Below are 25237 nucleotides of genomic sequence, written 5' to 3'. Positions count from 1 at the left end.
GTGCCAGTATTTTCGAGCATGACCACTTTTCCGACAGGCATCGACACCGAACTCCCACCCCAGGTCGTCGTCCTGTTCGGGGCGACCGGGGATCTGGCCAAACGGAAATTGCTCTCCGGGATGATGCACTTGGCGCTGTCCGAGCTGGCACCGAACATCCGCGTGGTGGGTACCTCGCTCGAGGAGATGTCCACCGACGAATTTCGCGCCCTCGCTCGCGAATCGATCAATGCGTACTCCAGCCGCAAAGTCGGCGACGAACAGTGGCGGCAGTTCGCGTCGCGGCTGACGTACGTCTCGCAGAAAGCCGGGCCGGCGGCGCTGGGTGCCGCGGTAGCCGAGGCCGAGATCGAACTCGGAGGCAACGCCAGGCGGTTGCACTACCTGTCGGTTCCGCCGAGAGCTGCACTGGCCGTTGTGGATACGCTCGCCTCCGCAGACCTGGTCAAGCGATCGCGCATCATCATGGAGAAGCCGTTCGGAACCGATCTGCAGAGCGCAATCGACCTGAACGCTCGCCTGCACGAGACCTTCGACGAAGAACAGATCTATCGAATCGATCACTTCCTCGGCAAGGAACCGGCGCAGAACATCCTGGCGTTCCGTTTCGCCAACGGGCTGTTCGAGCCGATCTGGAACCGCAACTTCATCGATCACGTTCAGATCGACATCCCGGAGGAGCTCGCCCTCGACGGTCGGGCCGGGTTCTACGAGTCCACCGGTGCGTACAAGGACATGGTCGTCACTCACCTGTTCCAGGTGCTCGCGTTCATGGCGATGGAACCGCCGACGGCACTCGAACCGCGTGCGATCGGTGAAGAGAAGAACAAGGTGTTTCGATCGATGGTCCCGCTGAACCCGAAAAATGTTGTGCGCGGACAATATACGGGCTACCGCTCGGAGGGAGGTGTCGCCCCCGATTCCGACACCGACACGTTCGTTGCGCTGAAATGCGAAATAGACAACTGGCGCTGGGCCGGTGTGCCGTTCTACCTCCGTAGCGGGAAACGTCTCGCCGAAGGCCAACGCATCATTTCGATAGCGTTCCGAGAGCCACCGAAGAGCATGTTCCCTGCCGGTTCGGGCGTCGGAGCGCAAGGTCCCGACCACCTCACCTTCGACCTGGCGGACGCATCGAAGGTGTCGCTGTCGTTCTACGGCAAGCGGCCCGGGCCCGGGATGCGGCTGGACAAACTGAGCATGCAGTTCGCCACTCACGAAACCGAACGCGCCGGCGACGTGCTCGAGGCCTACGAGCGGTTGATTCTCGACGCCATGTACGGCGACCACACGCTGTTCACGACGGCGGAGGGTATCGAACGACTGTGGCAGGTATCGGAGCCGTTGCTGGCCGATCCACCGCCGGTGCGCCTGTACTCACCGGGGTCGTGGGGCCCCAACGCAATTCATCAACTCATCGCGCCGCATGCCTGGCGGCTGCCGTTCGAGCGACAGTGGAGAGAGAAGAAGTAGAGGCGCGAAAAGAAACAGGGGAGTGAGCCCTCAGTTGTTCCAGCCGCGATCCTTTCGCATCTGATCTCGTAGCGCGCCTTGAACTGCTTGGGAGAGCCACGAGTTCAGGGACACCCCGCTGTTGTTCGCTGCGTCCTCGGCTCGTTCCTTGATCTGCTCGACGAGTCGGAGCGTGACGCGTCGTACCTCGCCCGAGACGTCGTCCATGGTCGGATACTCCTCGGCAACAGGCTCTTTGGGCTCGCCGTCGTGGTCCGATGTCGAATCGTTGCGTCGAACGTCTGCGTGTGCCTGCCCACCGTCCAGGCGGACGACCACGGTTCGATCGTCCAGTTCGTTCGACACCTCGGCCGCGAAGTCAGACAGGGCGGTCAGCAGCATCAACCGCGCCGACGCTTCCGCGGTCTTGCCGAGGGCCTCGGCTGTCTGCCTGGTGTGTTCATCGCCCAACGCCGCCGCGGCCATCAAATCGGTGCGCAGCGTGTCGGTGTATTGGCTCAGTTCCATGACGCCAGTGTGACGTCACAAGAGGCGTCAGTCAAGGCGTCAGGTGATGTCAGGTCGACGTCATGACGGCATCAGCGGTGGCGTCGTGCGCGGCAGGGTGCGGTCGTCGCCGTTTAGGGTTGGGCGGTGTCGTCAGAAATCAGAGGTCGAGCTGCGCCTCGAACAGTCGCGCTGAACGTGCAGTTGGTGGCCCGAACCGAGTTCGTCCCACCCGCCGACATCCCGTGGGAGACCGACGCGGACGGTGGCCAGGCGTTGGTGGAATTCGCAGGCAGAGCGTGTTACCAGAGTTGGTCGAAACCGAACCCTCGCACTGCGACCAATGCGTCGTATCTGCGCCATCTGCTCGACGTCGGACACCTGTCGGTGCTCGAGCACGCGAGCGTGAGCTTCTACATCACCGGTATCTCCCGGTCGTGCACACACGAGTTGATTCGGCATCGACATTTCTCTTACTCGCAGTTGTCGCAGCGCTTCGTGCCCGAACACGATGCCAACGTGGTGCTTCCGCCGGCAGTGGAGGGCGATCCCGAGCTCGAGGCCCTGTTCGCGTCGGCGACAGAGGCGAGTCGGGCCGCGTACAGCGAGTTGCTCGCTGCCCTCGACGGCAAACTGGAGTCGGTCACCAATGCTGCCTTGCGGGGCAAGCAGGCGCGGCAGGCCGCGAGATCGGTTCTGCCGAACGCGACCGAGACACGCGTGGTGGTGAGTGGTAACTATCGCGCCTGGCGGCATTTCGTGTCGATGCGGGCCTCGGAGCACGCGGACGTCGAAATTCGCCGCGTCGCCGTCGAATGTCTGCGTAAGCTCGTGGACGTGGCACCCGACGTGTTCGGCGACTTCGAGATCACGACCCAGCCGGACGGAACGGAAGTCGCACGCAGCCCCTTCGTCACCGAGGTCTAGGAATCGCGTTCGAGGCTCGAACGGACCGGCGCGGACCACCGGTGTCAGCGGGGAGTCCCGCTGCGTAGGAGTGGGTAAAGCACCGGGTAATCTGCTGCCATGACCTACGGTGACGCCGCTCCTTCCGTTGCGCCTGTGTTCGGTACGGTGCTCACCGCAATGGTGACCCCGTTCACGGCCGACGGGAAGTTGGATATCGACGCAGGCGTTCGGCTCGCGCATCATCTCGTCGAACAGGGAAACGACGGGCTGGTGCTGGCCGGGACGACGGGTGAGTCGCCCACCACCACCGAGAACGAGAAGCTCGAGCTGTTGCGCGCCGTGATCGCGGCTGTCGGACATCGGGCTCGAATCATCGCCGGGGCCGGGAGCAACGACACCGCACACAGCGTCGAACTGGCCCGTGATGCCGCTCGCGCCGGTGCGCACGGACTGCTCGTGGTCACCCCGTACTACTCCAGGCCACCGCAGGCGGGCCTCTACGCCCACTTCACTGCGGTCGCCAACGCCACCGATCTGCCAGTGATGCTCTACGACATTCCGCCTCGATCGGTCGTCCCCATCGAGACCGAAACGCTGCGTCGGCTCGCCGAGCACCCCCGCATTCTTGCCGTCAAAGATGCGAAGGGCGATCTCAACGCCGGTGCCGAGCTGATCGCGTCGACCGGTCTGCAGTTCTACTCGGGAGACGACCCGCTGAACCTGCCCTGGCTCTCGGTCGGCGCCACCGGGTTCGTCAGCGTCATCGGGCACCTCGTTCCGGCCCGTCTGCGCGAACTCCACACCGCATTCATGATGGGCGACATCGCCCGCGCCCAAGCGATCAACGTCAGCCTCATCCCGGTCATCCGGTCGGTGGCACGCCTCGGCGGCGTCAGCGCATCGAAGGCAGGCCTGCGCCTCATCGGACTCGATGTCGGCGAACCACGACTTCCCCAGGTGCCACCGAGCATCGATCACATCGAATTGCTCGCAGCCGAGCTGCGGGCGGCAGGAGTTCTTGTATGACACGACCTAACAGATCGCGCGGACGCGCAACCCGAAACGCCGGACCGCCGTCCGAGCGTCCCGTTCCCAAGCAGGGCCAACCTTCGGGTGCCCGCCAGGGCAAGCCGATGGTGCAGAATTCCGCTCGGACGCAGCGTCCCGACAAGCGTCGTGAGTTCGACCCGACCGAGCGTCTCGGCACACCGCCGAAGGCTCCGTTCAAGGGCCTACGAGTGGTCGCGCTCGGCGGAATCGGCGAAATCGGTCGCAACATGACCGTCTTCGAGCATCAGGGCAAGATGCTGATCATCGACTGTGGCGTCCTGTTCCCCGAGGACCAGCAGCCGGGCGTCGACCTGATCCTGCCCGACTTCAGGCACATCGAGAACCGCATGGCCGACGTCGAGGCGGTGGTACTGACGCACGGTCACGAGGACCACATCGGCGCAGTCCCGTTCTTGCTTCGACTGCGTCCCGACCTGCCCGTCGTCGGATCGAAGTTCACCCTCGCGCTGGTCGCGGCCAAGTGTCGTGAGCACCGGCTGCGGCCGAATCTCGTCGAGGTGATCGAGGGTCAACACACACAGCACGGGCCGTTCGACTGCGAGTACTTCGCGGTGAATCACTCCATTCCCGACGCCCTCGCGATCGCCATCAGAACCGACGCCGGTCTGGTGCTGCATACCGGAGACATCAAGCTCGATCAGCTGCCGCTCGACGGTCGTCTGACCGACCTGGCCGGTTTCTCACGGCTCGGTGACGAGGGCGTGGACCTCTTCCTGGTCGACTCCACCAATGCGGAGGTGCCCGGATTCGTCACGCCGGAACGGGAGATCGGCGGAGTGCTCGACACCGTCATCGGCAAGGCGAAGCAGCGCGTCATCGTCGCGTCGTTCGCCAGTCACGTGCACCGCATCCAGCAGGTCATCGACGTGGCCGAGCGGTACAACCGCCGAGTGGCATTCGTCGGTCGTTCCATGGTGCGCAACATGCAGATCGCCCAGGATCTCGGCTACCTGCGGGTGCCCGACGGCCTCGAGGTGAATGTCGATACCGCCGCGACGCTCCCGGACGACCGGTTGGTGCTCATCTCCACCGGTTCGCAGGGCGAGCCGTTGTCGGCGCTGTCCAGGATGGCTCGCGGCGAGCACCGTCAGATCAACGTCAAGGCCAACGATCTCGTGGTGCTGGCGTCGTCGCTGATCCCGGGCAACGAGAACTCCGTGTTCGCAGTGGTCAACGGCCTCGCCAAGCGTGGCGCGACCGTCGTGACGCAGCAGAACGCGAAGGTGCACGTCTCGGGTCACGCATCGGCAGGCGAATTGCTGTACCTCTACAACGCAGTGCGGCCGACCAACGCCATGCCGGTACACGGCGAGTGGCGTCACCTGCGGGCCAATGCCGCTCTGGCAAAGGCGACCGGTGTATCCGAGGACCGGATCGTGCTCGCCGAGGACGGCGTCGTTGTCGACATGGTCGACGGGCTCGCCGAGATCGTCGGGCAGGTCCCGGTCGGTCACGTCTACGTCGACGGCCTGTCGGTTGGCGATGTCGGAGATTCGACGCTGTCGGATCGTCTGGTGCTCGGCGAGGGCGGCTTCATCGCGATCAGCGTTGCCGTCGATTCGGCCACCGGCCGTGCAGTGACCGCACCCGAGGTGTCCGGTCGCGGATTCTCCGACGACCCGGCGGCCCTGAAAGAGGCCGGCCAGCTGGTGGAGGCCGAGCTGCAGCGGCTGGCCTCGGACGGAGTGTCCGATACCCACCGGATCGCTCAGGCCGTCCGCCGCGTCGTGGGCCGGTGGGTAGCGGACAAGTATCGGCGTAAGCCGATGATCGTTCCGACGATCATCGCGGTCAAGCCGCAACCGCATTCCTAGAGTTCAGACGAGCAGTCGCCACAGGCCGATGAGGCCGAGGACGACGATGGCACCGCGCAGGGCCGCCGGCGACAGCCGGCGGCCGTAGCGTGCTCCCACCGCTCCGCCGATGAGGGAGCCGACCGCGATCAGACCGGCGGCCTGCCAGCTGATGTCGTCGAATCGAAAAATCGTGAAAGCAACTGCTGCAACGACATTCACCACCAGCGAGAGCAAGTTCTTGGCAGCGTTCATGCGCTGCATGGATTCGGGGAGCAGTGCGCCCATCACTCCGATGAGCAGGATTCCTTGTGCTGCAGTGAAATAGCCCCCGTAGATGCCGACCAGCAGAGTGCCGACGGTGACCAGCGCCATGCGGCCGCGGCCGATGTGGCCGGCCGCCTTGCCGGCCGCCTCGGACCGACGTTTGGCCCAGGCCTGGATCTTCGGTTGTGCGACAACGAGAATCAATGCACCGATGAGCAACACCGGAACGACAGAGGCGAATACTTTTTCGGGCAGATGCAACAGCAGCCACGCGCCACCGAGTGCGCCGAAGAAAGAGGCGGGAAGCTGCCAACGCAGTCGGTGCCATTGCCCGCGAAGTTCCCGGCGATACCCCCAGGTACCCGATACGCTTCCCGCCACCAGTCCGATGGCGTTGGACATCGTGGCGACCACCGGGGGATAGCCGAACGCGACCAGGGTGGGGAACGTGATCAACGTGCCCGAACCGACGACGGCGTTGATTGCACCGGCCCCGAGGCCGGCGAGCAGGATGACGAGAATTTCCGATACCGGCACTGTTGGGAGGTTACCCAGACGAAGGAGTCGGTCTCCCGGCAGGATGCCGCTCCTTCGGTGTAGCCGTAGCCTGAAGTACGTGAGCCTTGCCCAGGATGAACGTTCCCAGCTTGTCAGAACCCTTCTCGACGTCGGTCCCGATGCGCCGACACTGTGCGGTGAGTGGACTGCTGCCGATCTGGCCGCGCACCTCGTCGTTCGCGAACGGCGGCTCGATGCGTCGCCGGGTATCTTTCTCGGTCCGTTGTCCGGATACACGGAGCGGGTCCAGCGTTCCGTTGCGAATCGACCGTTCGCGTCGGTGGTCGAGGACGTTCGGACCGGGCCGCCGATGTGGTCGCCGTTCGCCCTGCTGGATCCGCTGATCAACCTCGGTGAGATGTTCGTGCATCACGAGGATCTGCGCCGCGCGGAAGGGAACTGGACCCGACGGGTTCTGCCCAGCGCGGTCGAGTCCCGACTGTGGCCCCAGGTGCGGTTGATCGGACGAGCAGGGCACCGCTCGGCACCGGTTCCGGTGCATGTCCGCACCCCGGACGGCCGACAGGCCACCTTCAAGGGTGGCTCGGGCCCGGGTGTGACGGTGGTGGGGGAACCCTCCGAACTCCTTCTCTATGCGTTCGGTCGGGACCAGGTAGAGGTCGTGTACGAAGGTTCTGCCAACGATGTCGCCGCCGTGAAGGCGCTCGATCTGAGTTTCTGACGCACATCCGTCGTTGTTACTGGTGTTGCGGATGGTTTCGACGGGGCTGTTGCGACTAGCCTGGGGGCATGGCAGGAAAGACCAGCACCTCCACCGCCAGGGCCGGATCCAGCGGATCCGGCTCCTCGCGCGCGTCCGGTACCTCTCGTAAGTCCGGTACCGGCCGCACGGCTCGAACCGTCACGACACCGAAGAAGCCCACCGCACCGCGCAACCCGGCGACCACGCGGGCAAGCGCATCGTCCCGCGGTAAGGCACCCGCGAGAGGTGCGGCGTCGCGGCGGCCCCCCACGAAGAAGAAGTCCCGCGGTGCGCTCGACGCGATCGGTCGCGGAATCGCGTCCACATGGTCGATGGCGGCACGAGGTGTCGGTGCCACCACACGCACCGTCAGCAAGGCCGCGGACATCGAGCACGGTCACCGACGTGACGGCATCGCCCTCGGGCTCATCGCCGTCAGCGTCGTCGTCGCCGCAAGCGTGTGGTTCAGTGCCGGCGGCCCGGTCGGTGAGTGGATCGAGGTAGGGATCCGTGCCGTCATCGGCGACGCCGGCTACGTCGCACCCGTGCTGGGGGTCGTGATCGCCGTCGTGCTGATGCGTTCCGAGCCTCGCCCCGAGGTCAGACCACGCCTGGTTCTGGGCTCGATACTGCTGGGCTTGCCCGTTCTCGGGCTCTGGCACATGGCGGCGGGGTCACCGACCGACGCCACCGGTCGGTCCGAAGGAGCGGGCTTCGTCGGCTACGTTGCGGGCGGACCCATCGCCGACGGCCTGACGGTGTGGCTCGCCGTACCATTGCTGCTGCTCGCCGGCCTGTTCGGCGTGCTGCTGCTCACCGGCACCACGGTACGAGACGTACCGGACCGGATGCGGGCACTGTTCGGTACCGACAGTCGAGGCGACGAATACGACGAGTACGACCCGGCCGATTTCGGTTCGGAATTCGGCGACGAGGGCTACGGCGACTACGACTCGAACTTCGACGCCAACGGATACCCGGTGCACGGCACCACCGACCCGTACGACAACTACCCGACCGAGGAGTACATCCCGGTCGTCAAGCCATCACGCGCTCGCAAGACCCCGGCACCGGCACCGGAGGCCCCCACCGAGGTCATGACGCCTGCCGCGGCCGCGCCGGTCCCGGTGCCCGAGCCTGCCGCGCCCCCACGGCCGAAGCCCAAGCCGATCGTCAAGGCCGCCGAACCCAAGCCGGCTGCCGACGACGACAAGATCGTCGTCGATCGCGTCGTCGACGGCGACTACACGCTGCCGTCGTTGTCGCTGCTCATCGACGGCGATCCGCCCAAGACGCGCAGCCAGGCGAACGACGCAATGATCGAGGCCATCTCCGAGGTACTCGAGCAGTTCAAGATCGACGCTGCGGTCACCGGATTCACCCGCGGACCGACGGTCACCCGCTACGAGGTGGAGCTCGGACCGGGCGTCAAGGTCGAGAAGATCACAGCGCTGGCTCGCAACATCGCCTACGCGGTCGCGACCGACAACGTGCGATTGCTCGCCCCGATCCCCGGCAAGTCCGCCGTCGGTATCGAGGTGCCGAACTCGGATCGCGAGATGGTCCGCCTGGCCGATGTGCTGACCGCCCCGTCGACACGCAAGGATCACCACCCTCTGGTGATCGGCCTCGGCAAGGACATCGAAGGCGATTTCGTCAGTGCCAACCTGGCGAAGATGCCGCACCTGCTGGTGGCGGGATCCACCGGTTCGGGTAAATCGAGCTTCGTGAACTCGATGCTCGTGTCGCTGCTGGCACGTGCGACACCCGACGAGGTCCGGATGATCCTGATCGACCCGAAGATGGTCGAGTTGACGCCGTACGAGGGCATCCCGCATCTCATCACGCCGATCATCACGCAGCCGAAGAAAGCTGCCGCGGCCCTGGCCTGGCTCGTCGAGGAGATGGAGCAGCGCTACCAGGACATGCAGATCAACAAGGTCCGGCACATCGACGACTTCAACAAGAAGGTGCGGTCCGGCGAAATCACCGCACCGTTGGGCAGCGAACGCGTTTACCGGCCGTACCCCTACATCCTGGCCATCGTCGACGAGCTTGCCGACCTGATGATGACTGCTCCTCGCGACGTCGAGGAAGCGATCGTGCGCATCACCCAGAAGGCGCGCGCCGCAGGTATCCACCTGGTACTCGCCACGCAGCGTCCGTCCGTCGACGTCGTCACCGGTCTGATCAAGACCAACGTGCCCTCACGTCTGGCATTCGCCACGTCGTCGTTGACCGACTCGCGAGTCATCCTCGATCAGCCCGGAGCCGAAAAACTGATCGGCATGGGCGACGCCCTGTTCCTGCCGATGGGTGCGGGCAAGCCGACGCGTCTGCAGGGTGCGTTCATCACGGACGAGGAAATCTCGGCCGTCGTCGACTTCGCCAAGAATCAGGCCGAGCCCGAGTACAACGACACCGTCACCGCCGCGAAGGTCTCGGACAAGAAGGACGTCGACCCCGACATCGGTGACGACCTCGACGTGCTGCTGCAAGCCGTCGAACTCGTCGTCACCAGCCAGTTCGGTTCCACGTCGATGCTGCAACGCAAGCTACGGGTCGGATTCGCCAAGGCAGGACGACTGATGGACCTCATGGAGAACCGCGGCGTCGTGGGTCCGAGCGAGGGCTCGAAAGCCCGCGAAGTACTCGTCAAGCCCGACGAACTCGACGGACTGCTGTGGTCCATCAAGGGCGGGGACCCGGACGAGCAGCCGGCGTCCGAGGAGTTCTGACGGGCCCTGCACCTGCGTGAATGGACCATTGCAGCCGTCTGGGCGGTGCAATGGTCCATTCACGCAGAACGGGTGGGCGAGCAGACTCAGGCTGTGAACGCGCCCATCACCGGTGTCCATTCGTGGAAGTCTGCCGACTCGATGAGGTTCTCGACCGCGAAGGGATCCTGGGCGAACAGTGATTCCACGGATGCGGCGTCCGGGCCGTCCACGAGCAGCAGAGCGCCGCTGTCGTCGGCGAACGGGCCACTGGAGACGAGCGTCTTCTTCTCCAACAAGTCGGCCAGCCACGCCCGGTGTGCGGCGCGATGGGTGTCGCGGCCCTCGGTGGTCGTGGGGGAGTACGTGTAAGTGACGGCGATCAGGGGCATGGAGCTCACTTCCGGATTCGAGGGGTGTCCGGAGAATTCTGTCAGAGCGAAAGCAGCATGCGCGTGTTGCCCAATGTGTTCGGCTTGACGTAGCTCAGGTCGAGAAACTCTGCGACGCCGGTGTCGTAGGACCGGCACATCTCCGCGTACACCTCGGCGGTGACGGGCGTTCCCTCGATTTCGGAGAAGCCGTGCCGGGCGAAGAAATCCACTTCGAAGGTCAGCACGAACACCTTCTGCAGCGCCAGCTCGCGTGCCACCTCGATGAGTTTGGCGACAATCAGGTGGCCGGCTCCGTGCCCCTTGGCTGCGGGGTCGACTGCCACCGTGCGTACCTCACCCAGGTCTGCCCAGAGCACGTGCAGAGCTCCGCATCCGATGACGTCGCCTGCGCGCTCGGCAATCCAGAACTCCTGCACTGCCTCGTACAGCGTCACCAGGTTCTTCTCGAGCAGGATTCGGCCCGCGTAGATGTCGATCAGCCGCTTGATCTCGGGAATGTCGGAGGTTCGGGCTCGACGCACGACCAGGGTGGCGTCGCCGATGGACGTGCCGTCCACGGTGTCGGAATACTCGTCGGATTCGGGATCGGCAGTGTCGCGACTCGCCCGATTCGGCCCAGAAGTCATGTGGTGAACAGTAGTCACCGATGCAACCGATAAACTTTCCGTGTGTCGTTCAGCGAGCAGTGTCCCCGTCTCGACGGGTCGGTGCTGCCCGAACGCCGACACACCATCGAATGTTCGGTCCGCGGCCGAGAAGCGGCTTCGTGACCGGCCCGACAGCGCCGGGCCACGGTGTTCCATCCGGCGGTGCCTCGCGCAGTGCGGGGCTGCCGCACGGCAACGCTGCTCCGGGCGGATCGGACGCCGTCCCGCTGCTCAACATCGCCAACGTGCTGACCGTGCTGCGCATCGCTCTGGTTCCGGTCTTTCTTGCGGCACTGTTCGTCGGAGACGGTCACGACACCTCGTGGCGGTTGGCGGCGACGGCGATCTTCGCCGCAGCGGCCATCACCGACCGGATCGACGGCCAACTCGCCCGCAAGTACGGACTCGTCACCGATTTCGGGAAGATGGCCGACCCCATCGCCGACAAGGCGCTGATCGGCGCTGCCCTTGTCGGGCTGTCGATGTTGGGCGATCTGTCCTGGTGGGTGACGGCGATCATCGGGGTACGCGAAATAGGCATCACCGCGGTCCGTTTCGCCGTCATTCGTCACGGAGTCATTCCGGCCGGTCGTGGCGGCAAGGTCAAGACACTGGTCCAGACATTCGCGATCGGCGTGTATCTGTGTCCGCTGCCCAGCGCAGTCGATCCAGTGGCGGTGGCGCTGATGGCTCTGGCGGTTCTGCTGACTGTGTACACCGGCCTGGACTACGTGGTTCAGGCGATTCGGTTGCGCCGGGGTGTGTCCTCGGTGTGAGTGCATTCGACGGGCGTCCACGTGGCGATGCGGGAAGTTACAGTTCCGACAGCCGTGTCGGAGCCCCTTCGGCGCGTGTCGGAGGCGACGGACATATAGGGTCGGGAACCAATCGGGCCGGCTGGGACGTTGACCCTACGACGGCTCCGAACGAACGATACGAACGTGGTCGTCTCGACGGCACAGTCGTCGGCAACAGCACCAACGAGGAGGAGCGAGATGGCGCTGCTATTGCGTGAAGCACTCGGCGACAGTTTGCGGCGTACTCGCGTCGCACAGAGCCGCACCCTGCGTGAAGTCTCGAACACCGCGCGCGTGAGCCTCGGCTACCTCTCCGAGGTGGAGCGTGGTCGTAAGGAAGCGTCGAGCGAACTGCTCGCAGCGATCTGCGATGCTCTCGCCGTTCCTCTCTCCGACGTGATGAGCGACGTGAGTATCACGCTGTCGGATGCATCCACCGTTGCTGCCCGTGCCGAGGAATCGGCTGTGGCCACCCGCATCGACGGAGATACACGAGTCGTGATTCCGGCACCTGCTGCCAGAGCTCTCGCCGCCGCCTAAGATCGAACGAGTAGCCGAAGTCGGCTGCCGGCCCCACCGAATCACCCGAACATCACTGCACTGACAGGTTCATTTCGGTCACTGCGACAGCAGCCGACCCGTACGCGGCCACCGCGGCGCAACAGATGGAGGCAGGACCACCCCATGGCTAATCCTTTCGTCAAGGCCTGGAAATACATGATGGCGCTCTTCAATTCCAAGATCGACGAGAAGGCCGACCCCAAGGTTCAGATTCAGCAGGCGATCGAAGACGCCCAGCGGCAGCACCAGGCGCTGTCGCAGCAGGCGGCGTCCGTCATCGGCAATCAGCGTCAGCTCGAGATGAAGCTCAGCAGGCAGCTGGACGAGGTCGAGAAGCTCAACGCCAACGCTCGTCAGGCCGTGACGCTGGCCGATCAGGCCGCCACTGCAGGTGACGTCGAGAAGGCCACGCAGTACACCAACGCGGCCGAGGCGTTCGCGGCTCAGCTCGTGACTGCCGAGCAGAGCGTCGAGGACCTCAAGGTTCTGCACGACCAGTCTCTGCAGGCTGCTACACAGGCCAAGAAAGCCGTCGAGCAGAACGCGATGGCCCTGCAATCGAAGGTCGCCGAGCGCACCAAACTGCTCAGCCAGCTCGAGCAGGCGAAGATGCAGGAGAAGGTCAGCGAATCGCTGCGCTCGATGGACAGCACGTTGTCGGCACCGGGAAACACCCCGAGTCTCGATGCGGTGCGCGACAAGATCGAGCGTCGTTACGCAGACGCGCTCGGTTCCGCCGAGCTCGCTCAGAACTCCGTGTCCGGACGCATGCTCGAGGTTCAGCAGGCATCTGTGCAGATGGCCGGTCACAGCCGGCTCGAGCAGATCCGTGCCTCCATGGCCGGTGACTCCCTGCCCACGGGTAATTCCGCCGCCAAGCCGTCGATCGCCAAGGCCCCGGACGCAACGCCCGAGCCGCCGGCACAGGCGTGATCGACCGAACGCGAAGTTCGTTCGAGTAGACAGTAGTTCCGACGCATGAGCAACAAGAATCACGAACCCGGCCGGTCGCGTAAGCGGCCGGCCGTTTCGCTGGACAGGGAGACGGTGACAGCCGCCGTTGCCGAATCCGGAGCGGTGGTCCGGTCTCTGGCCGAGACAGCGCGGGCCGCAGGAACCTCACTGCTCGATGCCGCCGGCCGTCGTAAGGATCCACGTGCCAAGCACCTGAAGAAGATTCGACGGGCTCGCCGGCGAAGTATCAGGTTCGGGGCCGCGTCGACGACCACTGCGGTGAGTACTGCGGGGATCGCAGCCTTGTCGGCTCCGGAATGGACTCTGTTCGTCGGTGGTGGTTCTGCCGCGCTCTTGGCCGTTCCTGCTGTGTACGCCTTCGGTCGTTTGCGGCGACTGCGAGGTCAACCGGTTCCGGTGGGACTGCCCGGCAGGCGTTCGTTACCGCAGCGTGGATCTGCCGCCTTCGAGCCGATGTCACGATTGGCGGGCGCAGAGCAGAGTCTGTTCGAGCTGCTCGGAATTCTGGCGCGATCGGGCACCATCGCCGCCGAGGACGTCGAAGAGATGATCGGCGTTGCCTCGGATGCGGTGAGGGGCTTGGAAGGTGTTGCCGTCGATATTGCGGCCCTCGAACGTGCGGGAGCGGCAAGCGCATCGACACGCACGCATCTACGGCCCGGAATCGAGGCTGCAGCAAGCGATCTCGCTGCCGGAGTGGACCAGTACGAGGATCTCGTCGCCGCTGCAGCCCGGATGACCGGACCGGCCGGGTCCACGTCGAAGAACGTGGTGGAATCTCATCGCCGAGAATTGTTGTCTGCCACCGATCGACTGCAAGGGTGGGCCGACGCGCTCACCGAACTCGACGAAATCCGGTCACGACACCGGTGAGAAGATCAGGGTTCACCCCGATGTGTTCGCCGTGATCGGCTGCCAGTATCGACATAACGCGATACGACCCGGTGCGCGTCACACGGTAGGAGCCGTTCATGTTCTGGAAGATTCTCGGATTCATCGTTCTCGTCTGGATCGCACTTGCCTTGCTGGGCAGCATCATCAAGGGCTTGTTCTGGTTGGTCGTGGCCGGGGCCATCGTCTTCGGGCTGGTGTGGCTGTACAAGGCCATCTCCTCCGGTCACGACCGTTCGTCGCTGAAATACTGACTGCCGACCGCGTTACGTGCGCAGTGGGGAATCCGCTCCGACGAACACTCGCAACGCACGCGGCACGCATTCGATCGTGACGGGTAATTCTGCGATGCGTTCGCCGTCTGCGTACGCCACCATGTCGTCGCAGCGCACGGTCACGTTCCGGGCGCTGTAGACCTCGACCTCCGGAAGGTCGACGTGGGCACCCCGATACAACGTCGGCGACAGCGCAAGCAGTCGCGTTCGACTCACATCCCGGACGACAGTGATGGCGAACAGCCCGTCGTCCACTCGTGCGGTCGGGCAGATGGCCATGCCGCCGCCGTAGCTGCTGCCATTTCCGACGGCGACGAGAACGGCATCCAGGTGCAGCTCGGCGTCATCCAATTCTATTGTGTACGAAAGTGTTCGGAGAGCAGCCAACTGCAATATCATGGCCGCGTTGTACCGCACCGGGCCGGCAAGCCACTGCAGGCGGCCGGCGCGCTCGGTGACCAGTGAATCGAAGCCACTCGACAGGACCGTACCGAACCAGCGCGTCCCGACCCTACCGAGATCTATCGACCTCACGACTCCGTCGACCACGAGATCCGCTGCGCGGGTGGGATCGTCGAGGGGGACCCCGAGCGTCCGGGCCAAATCGTTGCCTGTGCCCGCAGGAATCAGTCCGAGCGGAGTGTCGGTTCCCGCGATCACCTGTAACGCGAGATTGACGACCCCGTCGCCACCCACGGCAACGACGGCATCCGTCCCGCACCCGACGGCTCGCTTCAACAACTCCAGCGCATCACCCGCCGTTCGGCCCTCGACGGTCGAGACGACGAGTTCACGCTCGCGCAGACGCGTCACGGCGCGCCGTGACGCGTGGACTGCTCGACCACCGCCGGCCGTGGGATTGGTCAGAACGGTCACCGATCGCGTCATGCAAGCTCGAATTCGTCGGTCACTCGATCAGCTTGCCAGGGTCGAGGTTTCCTGCGCAGGTCGGCGGCGTTATCGGCACCCGGCAATGGCACCGAAGAATACGGACGGACGGGCCGACGGTCACTGTGCAACATGGTGTCGCTGTTACTGTGAGGTATAGTAACGACACGAAATGTTTCCGAGTGAAGTACTTTACTTCCGACCGTTGTGCGAAGGGTGATCTGTGATCGAGCAGCAGGTGTCGACTCCCGCCTCGGTCGAGTCCTCCCCGGAGGCAACACCCGAGAAGTCGGTGGAGGACACCGTTCTCGACGCCGCACGCTCGTGCATCCTCGAACGAGGAGTCAAGCGTACGACCCTCGCCGAGATCGCACGACGCGCCAAAGTCAGCAGGCCCACGGTGTACCGGCGGTGGGCCGATACCCGAGCAGTGGTGTCGAGCCTGCTCACCCGTGAGATCGCTGCCCTGATTCCCGACTTCGACGCCACCGCGTCCGGACGCGAGCAGATCGTCGTTGCTGTGGTTCAGGCGGGAGATCGAATAAGGCAGCATCCGCTGTTCGTCAAGATTCTGCGGTCGGACTCGGACGTGCTCGCGACCTACATTCTGCACCGCCTCGGTACCAGCCAATCGTTGATCATCGATGCGGTGGCGCGTCTTGTCGAAGCGGGACAACGTGATTCGTCGATCCGCGACGGGGATCCGAATACCCTGGCGACGCTCGTCCTGCTCATGGTCCAGTCCGCCGTCCAGTCCGCCGAGATGGTGTCCGAACGGGTTCCGGGTGGCGAGGTGGTACGCCAGATGGCGGACGCCGTCGACGCCTACCTTCGTCCCGACGAAGCCTGACCGTCGGCACCGCTGCCCGGCACGATCGGTGATCGTCCAGCGCGGCGATGTGGCACGCTGAGCGCGTGCGAATAGCAGTGGTGGCCGGCCCGGACCCAGGACATGCGTTTCCCGCTATCGCCTTGTCGCTGTTGTTCGAGCGGGCGGGTGACGATCCGGTCCTGTTCACCGGAAGCCGGTGGGTCGGCGACGCCAGAGCGGCCGGTATTCGCACGCTCCCACTGGGTGGCCTGCTGCCGCGACCGGAGGACGACGATCTCGATGCCGGGCAGCGCATTCATTCGCGCGCAGCCTTTGTCGCGACAGAACTGTTGCCGGACCTCGAGCGCGAGAACGTCGATCTGGTGGTCTCCGATATTCTCACTGCCGGAGGCGGAATGGCTGCCGAGCGATTGGGAATTCCCTGGGTCGAGCTCTCGCCCCACCCGCTCTATTCGCCATCGAAGGGGTTGCCGCCCATCGGAAGTGGGCTCGCGCCCGGACGCGGTGTTCGGGGTCGTCTTCGCGATACGGTGATGCGCGCGTTGACGGCGCGCTCTATCGCCCGCGGGCAGCAACAGCGCGCCGACGCCCGAGTGAGCATCGGACTACCCGCACGCGATCCCGGGCCGGCTGCTCGGCTCATCGCCACCATTCCCGCACTGGAAGTGCCGCGGCCCGACTGGCCGAGGGATGCCCATGTGGTGGGCCCACTGCTGTGGGAGCCCACCGACGAATTGCTCGACGTCCCCGCCGGCGATACGCCGCTGGTGATGGTGGCCCCGTCGACGGCGTTCACCGGGGCCGAGGGAATGTTGGAGATGGCTCTGAAGGGATTGGACGGCACAGGCGTCCGGGTAGTGGCCTCGGTGCTCGACGGGGGCCCCGACGACGTGCCGGAATGGGCGAATGCCGGACTCGGTCGCCAGGACGAATTGCTGCGCCGCGCCGATGTCGTGGTGTGCGGAGGTGGTCACGGCATGTTGGCCAAGGCGCTCATCCACGGAGTTCCAGTGGTCACCGTGCCGGGCGGCGGCGATCAATGGGAGCTGGCGAACCGGGCCGCTCGGCAGGGGAGTGCCGTACTGGTGCGTCCCGCCACCGCGGGTGCAATTGCCGACGCCGTGTCCGCCGTGCTGTCCGACCCTCGTCATGCGGCGGCAGCGACCTCGGCGGCTGCAGGCGCGCATCACGTCGAGGATCCTGTCTCGGTCTGCCGCGAGGTGCTCGCCGGTAGCGACGCCGAGGGCGGGCGTTAGGCTGATCGATGTGCGTCTGACCGAATTTCGTGAACTGCTCACCGAGGAGTTCGGCTCCGTTCGAGGCAATTCCCTGCTCGCCGATCATGTGCTGTCCGGTATCGGACGGACGGGCGCGCAGGCCATCGAAGACGGTGTCGACCCGCGGGAAGTATGGCGGTCGATCTGTTACGAGTTCGATGTGCCCAAGGAACGTTGGTAGCTCCACCGCATCGGCTCGAGTCGCTCGGCGTGTCGAAAGCCGTGGTAGTTGACTCGAACACGTGTTCGCCTATGCTGATGTCAACGGTTGCTGGCCGGTCTCGAAGAACTTCTTGTCGGTACCCCGTTCTAGCGTTACCGCCAACAAGCTGATCGACAGACACAGCTGAACGAAACGACACAGGGAGCTCACGATGGCTGCATACGACCGCGACAAAGCGCTCGATCTCGCACTCGCGCAGATCGACAAGAATTTCGGTAAGGGCTCGGTGATGCGCCTCGGCGACGAGGTCCGTCAGCCCATCGCCGTCATCCCCACGGGATCGATCGCGCTCGACGTGGCACTCGGCATCGGAGGTCTGCCCCGCGGCCGAGTCATCGAGGTCTACGGTCCGGAGTCCTCGGGTAAGACCACCGTCGCCTTGCACGCGGTGGCCAGCGCTCAGCGTGCCGGCGGAATAGCCGCGTTCATCGATGCCGAGCACGCGCTCGATCCCGACTACGCGAAGAAGCTCGGTGTCGACACCGACGCACTGTTGGTCTCGCAGCCCGACACCGGTGAGCAGGCCCTGGAAATCGCCGACATGTTGATTCGCTCCGGTGCCCTCGACATCCTCGTCGTCGACTCGGTGGCCGCACTGGTACCGCGCGCCGAGATCGAAGGCGAGATGGGTGACAGTCACGTGGGTCTGCAGGCCCGTCTGATGAGCCAGGCGCTGCGCAAGATCACCGGTGCCATGAGCAACTCCGGTACCACCGTGATCTTCATCAACCAGTTGCGCGAAAAGATCGGCGTCATGTTCGGTTCCCCCGAAACCACCACCGGTGGTAAGGCATTGAAGTTCTATGCCTCGGTACGTCTGGACATCCGTCGGATCGAGACGCTGAAGGACGGAACCGAGGCCATCGGTAACCGCACCCGTGTCAAGGTCGTCAAGAACAAGGTCGCGCCGCCTTTCAAGCAGGCCGAATTCGACATCATCTACGGCAAGGGCATCAGCCGTGAAGGCTCGTTGATCGACATGGGTGTCGAGCACGGGTTCATCCGCAAGTCGGGCTCGTGGTTCACCTACGAAGGCGATCAGCTCGGACAGGGCAAGGAGAACGCCCGTAAGTTCATGCTCGAGAATCCCGATGTGCGTGACGAAATCGAGAAGAAGATCATGGAGAAGCTGCAGATCGGTGCGGACGTCACCGCAGAGGAGCCCGCAGCTGCTCCGGTCGACTTCTAACCTGGGTTCGCTGTGCAGCAGCGAGACAACGGCGGCGGCACCGAAGCGCAGGCGAAAGACGTCTGCCTTCGGCTGCTGACCGACCGGGCCCGCAGCAGACACGAACTCGAAGCCAGCTTGGCCAAGAAGGGTTTCACCCACGAGGTCTCCACCGCAGTGCTCGACCGACTCGAGAAGGCGAAACTCGTCGACGACGAGTCGTTTGCGGAGCAGTGGGTTCAATCTCGGCACAAGTACTCCGGCAAGGGCAAACGCGCTCTGAGCATGGAGCTGCGGAACAAAGGCGTCAGCAACGAGTTGGCCGTGAACGCCCTGGATCTGATCGATGCCGAAGACGAGCGTCAGCGTGCTGCGGAGTTGGTGCGCAAACGATTCCGAACGCTGCATCTGCCGGATCCGAACGGGCCCGACGCACGAGTCGAACGCGACAAAGTGGTGCGCAAGTTGGTCGGGATGCTGGCCCGCCGCGGCTACTCGCAGGGAATGGCATTCGCCGTGGTCAAGGAACAACTCGATCGCGTGGGAGCCGACACCGAAGACTTCGACGGCCCAGATTCGATGTGATCGTCCACATCGAGTCCAGGTAGTCGAGAAACAGTATGGCCCGCAACACCATCGGTGTTGCGGGCCATACTGCTGTGCAGCCGAACGGTGCGGAGCTCAGGCCGCTTGACCGCCGTCGAGCGCAGGCACGACCGCGGCGGTGCCGCCCTTACGCTTTCGCGATCGCAGACGCCGCTCGACCACGGTCGCCAGTTTCGTCAACGCCGAGTTGATGATGATCATGATGACGGCGACGATGATCAGCGACGGGAGGTAGTTGCTGTAGAACGCGCCGACCTGCTGACCGGAACGGACTACTTCGACGTACCCGATGATGTATCCCAGCGCCGAGTCCTTCAGTGCCACCACCATCTGCGAGATGATGGCGGGCAGCATCGCGGTCACGGCCTGGGGGAGCAGTACCAGGGTCATGACCTGGCTCTTGCGCATGCCCAGCGCCGAGGCGGCTTCGCGCTGACCCTTCGGCAGTGAATTGACTCCGGCACGTACGATCTCGGCGATCACCGATCCGTTGTACAGAGTGAGGCCGGTGACCACCGCGGCCAACGCCAGGTACTTGACCTTGAAGACCTCGTAATCGGCGTACACCGCGTACAGGAAGATCATCAGGATCAGCACGGGAACTGCACGGAACAATTCGACGATCGCACCGCTGACGATCCGTACAGCGCGGTGATCCGAGAGGCGGCCGATGCCGAGGACGGCACCGAGAATCAGGGCGAACACGATCGACAATGCCGCCGCGACCAGAGTTCCCTGAATACCGGGCAACAGATACGTGGTCCACGTTGTCGATTCGAGGAACGGGTCCCACTTCTCGGCAGTGAGCTGCCCCTTCGAGTCGAGGGCGCGGTAGATCAGAAATGCGATTCCGAGCGAGATCACCGCGACGACGACAGTCAGAATGCGGTATCGCAGTACCGCTTTGGGTCCGGGAACGTCGTACAGAACTGCTACTGCATCACTCATCATGACACCGCCAATCGCTTGCTGATGTAGCCGAACAGCAACCCGGTCGGGAGCGTCAAGATCATGAAGCCGAGCGCGAAGATTCCGCCGACGACGAAGATCGCGGCCTCGTTCTCGATCATGTTCTTCATCAGGAACGACGCCTCGGCGACGCCGATGACCGATGCGATGGTCGTGTTCTTCGTCAACGCGATCACGACGCTTCCCAGCGGGCCGACCACCGCGCGGAACGCCTGAGGAAGAACGACGATCGAGATGTTCTGCGTGAACGTCATTCCCAGCGAGCGGCCCGCTTCGGCCTGCCCCACCGGGACGGTGTTGATGCCCGATCGCAGTGACTCGGCCACGAACGACGCGGTGTAGATGCTCAGCCCGAGGATTGCCAATCGAAAGTTGTTGTCGTCGAGTGACGTCGGTGAGGACTCCGACGCCAGAGAAACGCCCATTGTCTGATACAGCCCGAACGAGGTGAACAGAATGATCAGGGTCAGGGGGGTGTTACGAAAGATGGTGACGTACGTCGCCGCAATTCCGCGCGCAATCGGAATGGGTGATACGCGCATCGCGGCGATGATCGTTCCGATGACCAACGCACCGACGAGGGATGCCAACGTCAGGTAGATGGTCGAGAGGAACGCGTCGATCAGTTGATCGCCGTACTTGCTCAATAGGTTCACGGTGCTTGTTGATCCTCACGGCTCGGCGAGATCGAGCCGTCGTGTCCCGCCCGCGACGAGCGGGACACGACGGCGTGGTCGATCAGTAGCAGTCGATCAGTAGCGGTCGACGGTGGGCGGGCTCGGCAGCGGGTAGCCCGACGCGCCGACGGTGTCGTTGAACGCCTGCTCCCAGGCACCGCTGGTCACCATCTCTTCGATGGCGTCGTTGATCTTGTTGCGTCCGTCGGTGTCGTCCTTGTTCAGGCCGATGCCGTAGTTCTCCGTGGTGAAGGGCTCACCGACCACCTTGAACTGACCGGGGGACTGAGCGGCGTAACCGGCAAGGATGATGTCGTCGGTGGTGACGGCGTCCACGGTGCCGTTGCGCAGTGCTTCGACGCAGGCGGAGTAGGTGTCGAACGGCTGAAGCTGGACTCCCGGGTACTCGTCGGCGATGTTCTGTGCCGGGGTGGAACCGGTGACCGAGCACAGCTTCTTGCCCTCGAGTGAATCGGGACCGGTGATGTCGGTGTTGTCCTGCTTCACCAGGAGCGACTGACCTGCCACGAAGTACGGTCCGGCGAAGCCGACCTTCTCCTTGCGGGTGTCGGTGATGGAGTAGGTGGCGACGATGTAGTCGACCTCACCGTTCTGGATCAGCGTCTCGCGCTGCGCGGACGGGGATTCCTTGAATTCGATGTTCGCCTCGTCGACACCGAGCTTGCCTGCGACGTACTTGGCCACCTCGACGTCGAAGCCGCTGAACGAGCCGTCCGGATTGCGGAGGCCGAGGCCCGGCTGATCGAACTTGATGCCGACGATGAGGCTGCCGTTCTCGGCGCTGCTCGAGATGGTGCGCGCTTCTTCGCCGCCGCCACAGGCGGTGGCGACGATGGACAGAGCGGCGATGGCGACACCGAGGCGAAGCGGTCGGGTGATTCTCACAGTGAATGTCCTTCGGATAGGTCGTACGTACGGGGACGAGCGGTGAATCTGATCAGTGACCGAGGATCTTGCCGAGGAAGTCCTTGGCGCGTTCGGACTTCGGGGACTTGAAGAAGGTTTCGGGATCGGTGTCCTCGACGACGGCACCGTCGGCCATGAAGATGACTCGGTCGCCTGCCTTGCGGGCGAAGCCCATCTCGTGGGTGACGACGAGCATTGTCATGCCCTCCTTGGCCAGCGAGGTCATGACGTCGAGTACCTCGTTGACCATCTCCGGATCCAGGGCCGAGGTGGGCTCGTCGAAGAGCATCACTTTGGGGTTCATGGCGAGTGAGCGGGCGATGGCCACGCGCTGTTGCTGACCACCCGACAGCTGAGCCGGGTACTTGTCTGCCTGGTTGGCGATGCCGACGCGTTCGAGCAGAGCCAGTGCGCTCTTCTCGGCCTCGTCCTTCTTGAGCTTTCTCACCTTCATCGGTGCCAGCATGACGTTCTGCAGAATGGTCTTGTGTGCGAAGAGGTTGAACGACTGGAACACCATGCCGACATCCGCACGCAGTGCAGCGAGGGCCTTGCCCTCGGCGGGGAGTAGATCCCCGTCGACCTCGATGGCACCGGAATCGATCGGCTCCAACCGGTTGATCGTCCGGCACAGCGTCGACTTGCCGGATCCGGACGGACCCACGACGATGACGACCTGGCCGGCCGGCACTTCGAGATTGATGTCCTTGAGTACGTGCAGATCACCGAAGTGCTTGTCGACGGATTTGAGCGAGATCATCGAAGGGGCGCCCGGCGGTGGTGTCGCTGCCGGGGCGTCGGTGGCGTGCGTCATAGGTGGAAACCCTATGCGTAGTTTCCTCGCCGACCGGCGTTTTCGCCCGCAGTCTTCGATTATGTAATGGAAACTTTACTGTCGGCACGCATAGCGCCTGCACAGTCCGCGGAGGGCCCCGTGACCCCGGCGTGTCCGCCCGTGCGATGGACGTACCCTGAAGAGGTGCAAACGAGTGTTTTTTCGACCGTGGACGTGACCGATCGCGGGAGCGTCGACCCCGAGACGGCCAGTGCCCCATCGGCGGCAGGCGCCCGCAGCTACGAGGTGCGCACACACGGCTGCCAGATGAACGTTCATGATTCCGAACGCCTGTCCGGGCTGCTCGAAGAGGCCGGTTACGTGCCCGCCGACGCCGGTACCGACGCAGATCTCGTCGTGTTCAACACGTGCGCTGTACGCGAGAACGCGGACAACAAGCTGTACGGAAACCTCGGCATGCTCCGGCCCGCGAAGACGCGGAACCCCAACATGCAGATTGCCGTCGGCGGTTGCCTGGCTCAGAAGGACCGCAACACCGTCGTGGACAAGGCTCCGTGGGTGGACGTGGTCTTCGGTACGCACAACATCGGGTCGCTGCCGGTACTGCTCGAGCGCGCCCGGCACAACGAGCAGGCTCAGGTCGAGATACTCGAGTCTCTCGACGCCTTCCCGTCCACCCTGCCGGCCAAGCGGGAGTCCGCGTACGCCGGCTGGGTATCGATTTCGGTGGGCTGCAACAACACCTGCACGTTCTGCATCGTTCCGGCGCTGCGCGGCAAGGAGATCGACCGCAGGCCGGGCGACATCCTTGCCGAGGTACAGGCTTTGGTGGACCAGGGCGTGCTCGAGGTGACGCTGCTGGGGCAGAACGTCAACGCCTACGGTGCCTCGTTCGCCGACCCCGATCTGCCTCGCGACCGCGGGGCGTTCGCCGCGCTGCTGACCGCGTGCGGATCCATCGAAGGACTCGAGCGAGTGCGGTTCACGTCTCCGCATCCGGCCGAGTTCACCGACGACGTCATCGAGGCGATGGCATCGACCCCGAACATCTGTCCCACGCTGCACATGCCGCTGCAGTCCGGCTCGGACCGAATCCTCAAGGCGATGCGCAGGTCCTATCGACAGACGAAGTTCATGGGCATCATCGACAAGGTTCGCGCGGCCATGCCGCACGCGGCCATCACCACCGACATCATCGTCGGTTTCCCCGGCGAGACCGAAGAAGATTTCGAGCAGACCCTCGAGGTGGTGCGGCGTGCGAAGTTCGCCAACGCGTACACCTTCCAGTACTCCAAGCGCCCGGGCACCCCGGCGGCCGACATGCCCGATCAGGTACCGAAAGAGGTTGTACAGGAACGGTATCTGCGGTTGATCGCGTTGCAGGAAGAGATCGTCCTGGCCGCGAATCAGGCCCTGATCGGCACCGAGGTCGAACTGCTCGTCGCCACCGGTGAGGGGCGCAAGAACAACGCAACTCATCGGATGAGCGGACGCGCCAGGGACGGCCGACTGGTGCACTTCGCCGTCGACGCCGAGCGGGCGGGCGACATTCGCCCGGGCGACGTCGTCACGACGACCCTGACCGCCGCGGCCCCGTACCACCTGATCGCCGACGCCGGAGTGCTGACGCACCGACGGACCGCGGCAGGCGACGCCCACGAACGCGGCATCATGCCGAAGACGGCCCCGATCGGGGTCGGTCTCGGACTTCCCTCGATCGGTGCCCCGGCACCGCTTCCGGTTCAGACAGGATGCACCGTATGACAGACACAGATGGACCCGATCGCGTCGTACCTTCGCGAACCGCCGAGGAACTCGGACGAACCGAGCGGGCGGTGATGACCGAGCTGGATCCGGGAGCGCGTGCCATGGTCGTGGCCGGGCTGGTGCTGGTCCTGTTGGTCACGTTCGCGTTGCCGCACACCGGATCGGCCACCGGCTTCGACGTGCTGACGGGCAGCGACGCAGCAGCCGCGGAATCGATTGCCCTGCCGTCGCGCGTTTTCGTCGTGCTGGTGCTGACGTTCGGTGTGGTGATGTCGGTGCTGGCGCTGGTCACCCGCGTCTGGGCGCTGGCCTGGGCCGCCCTCGCCGGGTGTGCGGTGTCGTCTGTGTACGGGATGCTCTCGATCTGGACGCGGCAGACCGTGCCGGACAACCTGCAGGGCGGCGGACCGGGCATCGGTCTCGTCATTGCGTGGATCGCGGTGATGGTGCTGACGTTCCATTGGCTCAAAGCCGTATGGAACAAGACCAACTCTCAGCTCGCCGCTCAGGAACAGCGCCGTATCGCGGCAGCGTCGGGCGAGCAGAAGCTACGCCTGTGGGACGGCCACTCGAACCCCTGAGTTCGTGT

General features: G+C 64.4%; 27 protein-coding genes. 18 read left to right on the top strand and 9 right to left on the bottom strand.

Features of this window, described 5'->3' with window-relative positions; genetic code table 11:
- Positions 1-18: 18 nt before the first annotated feature.
- Positions 19-1473 carry a glucose-6-phosphate dehydrogenase gene (gene zwf / locus CH262_RS10410; RefSeq protein ID WP_094717560.1) on the top strand — a complete coding sequence of 485 codons (1455 nt, stop codon included), beginning with the start codon at positions 19-21 and terminating at the stop codon, positions 1471-1473.
- A 30-nt stretch (positions 1474-1503) separates the two neighbouring features.
- Here zwf and CH262_RS10405 read toward each other — a convergent pair whose 3' ends face one another.
- Positions 1504-1980: a hypothetical protein gene (locus tag CH262_RS10405; RefSeq protein WP_094717559.1), complete on the bottom strand. Its 477-nt coding sequence runs from the start codon at positions 1978-1980 to the stop codon at positions 1504-1506.
- 126 nt (positions 1981-2106) lie between these two features.
- Between CH262_RS10405 and thyX the strand changes: the two genes are divergently transcribed.
- The 3 genes from thyX to CH262_RS10390 all read left to right on the top strand — a co-directional run bounded on the left by thyX (position 2107) and on the right by CH262_RS10390 (position 5753).
- On the top strand, positions 2107-2886 hold the full coding sequence (gene thyX / locus CH262_RS10400; RefSeq protein WP_228139203.1) for an FAD-dependent thymidylate synthase: 780 nt from the start codon (positions 2107-2109) through the stop codon (positions 2884-2886).
- A gap of 99 nt (positions 2887-2985) precedes the next feature.
- Complete coding sequence (gene dapA, locus CH262_RS10395; RefSeq protein ID WP_027496818.1) at positions 2986-3894, top strand: 4-hydroxy-tetrahydrodipicolinate synthase; 909 nt, start codon at positions 2986-2988, stop codon at positions 3892-3894.
- Between the two features lie 107 nt (positions 3895-4001).
- Positions 4002-5753, top strand: coding sequence for a ribonuclease J (locus CH262_RS10390; protein ID WP_032391499.1), 1752 nt, complete (start codon positions 4002-4004; stop codon positions 5751-5753).
- 3 nt (positions 5754-5756) lie between these two features.
- Here CH262_RS10390 and CH262_RS10385 read toward each other — a convergent pair whose 3' ends face one another.
- Positions 5757-6536, bottom strand: a complete 780-nt coding sequence (locus CH262_RS10385) for a sulfite exporter TauE/SafE family protein (RefSeq protein WP_032366467.1) — start codon at positions 6534-6536, stop codon at positions 5757-5759.
- A 79-nt stretch (positions 6537-6615) separates the two neighbouring features.
- Between CH262_RS10385 and CH262_RS10380 the strand changes: the two genes are divergently transcribed.
- Positions 6616-7239 (top strand): TIGR03085 family metal-binding protein, encoded by a 624-nt coding sequence (locus CH262_RS10380; protein WP_027496821.1) that lies wholly within the window; start codon positions 6616-6618, stop codon positions 7237-7239.
- A 68-nt stretch (positions 7240-7307) separates the two neighbouring features.
- Positions 7308-9998: a DNA translocase FtsK gene (locus tag CH262_RS10370; protein ID WP_179274960.1), complete on the top strand. Its 2691-nt coding sequence runs from the start codon at positions 7308-7310 to the stop codon at positions 9996-9998.
- Positions 9999-10084: 86 nt separating this feature from the next.
- Here the strand turns inward: CH262_RS10370 and CH262_RS10365 are convergent, their stop codons facing one another.
- The gene (locus CH262_RS10365) at positions 10085-10369 is read right to left on the bottom strand and encodes a YciI family protein (protein ID WP_027496823.1); all 285 of its coding nucleotides are present in this window, start codon (positions 10367-10369) and stop codon (positions 10085-10087) included.
- A gap of 41 nt (positions 10370-10410) precedes the next feature.
- The gene (locus CH262_RS10360; protein WP_237606192.1) at positions 10411-10998 is read right to left on the bottom strand and encodes an amino-acid N-acetyltransferase; all 588 of its coding nucleotides are present in this window, start codon (positions 10996-10998) and stop codon (positions 10411-10413) included.
- A 110-nt stretch (positions 10999-11108) separates the two neighbouring features.
- Between CH262_RS10360 and pgsA the strand changes: the two genes are divergently transcribed.
- The 5 genes from pgsA (at position 11109) to CH262_RS27545 (ending at position 14497) form a co-directional block, all read left to right on the top strand.
- On the top strand, positions 11109-11795 hold the full coding sequence (pgsA, locus tag CH262_RS10355) for a CDP-diacylglycerol--glycerol-3-phosphate 3-phosphatidyltransferase (protein ID WP_373453776.1): 687 nt from the start codon (positions 11109-11111) through the stop codon (positions 11793-11795).
- 219 nt (positions 11796-12014) lie between these two features.
- Positions 12015-12356, top strand: coding sequence for a helix-turn-helix domain-containing protein (locus tag CH262_RS10350; protein WP_094717557.1), 342 nt, complete (start codon positions 12015-12017; stop codon positions 12354-12356).
- Positions 12357-12500: 144 nt separating this feature from the next.
- Positions 12501-13310, top strand: coding sequence for a PspA/IM30 family protein (locus CH262_RS10345; RefSeq protein WP_027496827.1), 810 nt, complete (start codon positions 12501-12503; stop codon positions 13308-13310).
- Between the two features lie 45 nt (positions 13311-13355).
- Positions 13356-14225 (top strand): phage shock envelope stress response protein PspM, encoded by an 870-nt coding sequence (gene pspM / locus CH262_RS10340; protein WP_230591204.1) that lies wholly within the window; start codon positions 13356-13358, stop codon positions 14223-14225.
- A gap of 98 nt (positions 14226-14323) precedes the next feature.
- Positions 14324-14497, top strand: coding sequence for a hypothetical protein (locus tag CH262_RS27545; protein ID WP_027496829.1), 174 nt, complete (start codon positions 14324-14326; stop codon positions 14495-14497).
- Positions 14498-14509: 12 nt separating this feature from the next.
- On the opposite strand, the gene CH262_RS10335 is transcribed toward CH262_RS27545, so the two are convergent.
- Entirely contained in the window at positions 14510-15406 is an 897-nt protein-coding gene (locus tag CH262_RS10335; RefSeq protein ID WP_094717556.1) for a diacylglycerol kinase, read from the bottom strand.
- Positions 15407-15644: 238 nt separating this feature from the next.
- On the opposite strand from CH262_RS10335, the gene CH262_RS10330 reads away from it, so the two are divergent.
- From CH262_RS10330 to CH262_RS10310, 5 genes are all read left to right on the top strand, one after another.
- Complete coding sequence (locus CH262_RS10330; protein WP_094717725.1) at positions 15645-16256, top strand: TetR/AcrR family transcriptional regulator; 612 nt, start codon at positions 15645-15647, stop codon at positions 16254-16256.
- Between the two features lie 65 nt (positions 16257-16321).
- On the top strand, positions 16322-17494 hold the full coding sequence (locus tag CH262_RS10325) for a glycosyltransferase (protein ID WP_094717724.1): 1173 nt from the start codon (positions 16322-16324) through the stop codon (positions 17492-17494).
- A gap of 10 nt (positions 17495-17504) precedes the next feature.
- Entirely contained in the window at positions 17505-17696 is a 192-nt protein-coding gene (locus CH262_RS10320) for a DUF3046 domain-containing protein (RefSeq protein ID WP_027496833.1), read from the top strand.
- Positions 17697-17889: 193 nt separating this feature from the next.
- The gene (gene recA / locus CH262_RS10315; protein ID WP_027496834.1) at positions 17890-18927 is read left to right on the top strand and encodes a recombinase RecA; all 1038 of its coding nucleotides are present in this window, start codon (positions 17890-17892) and stop codon (positions 18925-18927) included.
- A 12-nt stretch (positions 18928-18939) separates the two neighbouring features.
- Positions 18940-19491: a regulatory protein RecX gene (locus tag CH262_RS10310; RefSeq protein ID WP_094717555.1), complete on the top strand. Its 552-nt coding sequence runs from the start codon at positions 18940-18942 to the stop codon at positions 19489-19491.
- A gap of 96 nt (positions 19492-19587) precedes the next feature.
- On the opposite strand, the gene CH262_RS10305 is transcribed toward CH262_RS10310, so the two are convergent.
- From CH262_RS10305 to CH262_RS10290, 4 genes are all read right to left on the bottom strand, one after another.
- Positions 19588-20460 (bottom strand): amino acid ABC transporter permease, encoded by an 873-nt coding sequence (locus tag CH262_RS10305; protein ID WP_027496836.1) that lies wholly within the window; start codon positions 20458-20460, stop codon positions 19588-19590.
- Complete coding sequence (locus CH262_RS10300; RefSeq protein WP_027496837.1) at positions 20460-21137, bottom strand: amino acid ABC transporter permease; 678 nt, start codon at positions 21135-21137, stop codon at positions 20460-20462. Before CH262_RS10300 ends, CH262_RS10305 begins: the two co-directional genes overlap by 1 nt.
- A 96-nt stretch (positions 21138-21233) precedes the next feature.
- Positions 21234-22064 (bottom strand): glutamate ABC transporter substrate-binding protein, encoded by an 831-nt coding sequence (locus tag CH262_RS10295; protein WP_027496838.1) that lies wholly within the window; start codon positions 22062-22064, stop codon positions 21234-21236.
- Between the two features lie 52 nt (positions 22065-22116).
- Positions 22117-22845 (bottom strand): amino acid ABC transporter ATP-binding protein, encoded by a 729-nt coding sequence (locus CH262_RS10290; protein ID WP_174557262.1) that lies wholly within the window; start codon positions 22843-22845, stop codon positions 22117-22119.
- A gap of 249 nt (positions 22846-23094) precedes the next feature.
- On the opposite strand from CH262_RS10290, the gene miaB reads away from it, so the two are divergent.
- Positions 23095-24645, top strand: a complete 1551-nt coding sequence (gene miaB, locus CH262_RS10285) for a tRNA (N6-isopentenyl adenosine(37)-C2)-methylthiotransferase MiaB (RefSeq protein WP_080732084.1) — start codon at positions 23095-23097, stop codon at positions 24643-24645.
- Entirely contained in the window at positions 24642-25229 is a 588-nt protein-coding gene (locus CH262_RS10280) for an Rv2732c family membrane protein (RefSeq protein WP_027496841.1), read from the top strand. Before miaB ends, CH262_RS10280 begins: the two co-directional genes overlap by 4 nt.
- Positions 25230-25237 lie beyond the last annotated feature (8 nt).

It is taken from the genome of Rhodococcus sp. 05-2255-1e, from assembly GCF_002259025.1.
In the GTDB taxonomy this organism is placed as follows: Bacteria; Actinomycetota; Actinomycetes; order Mycobacteriales; family Mycobacteriaceae; genus Rhodococcoides; species Rhodococcoides fascians.
The sequence above is the reverse complement of the archived record's forward strand: the minus strand, read 5'-3'. Positions and strand labels throughout refer to the sequence as shown.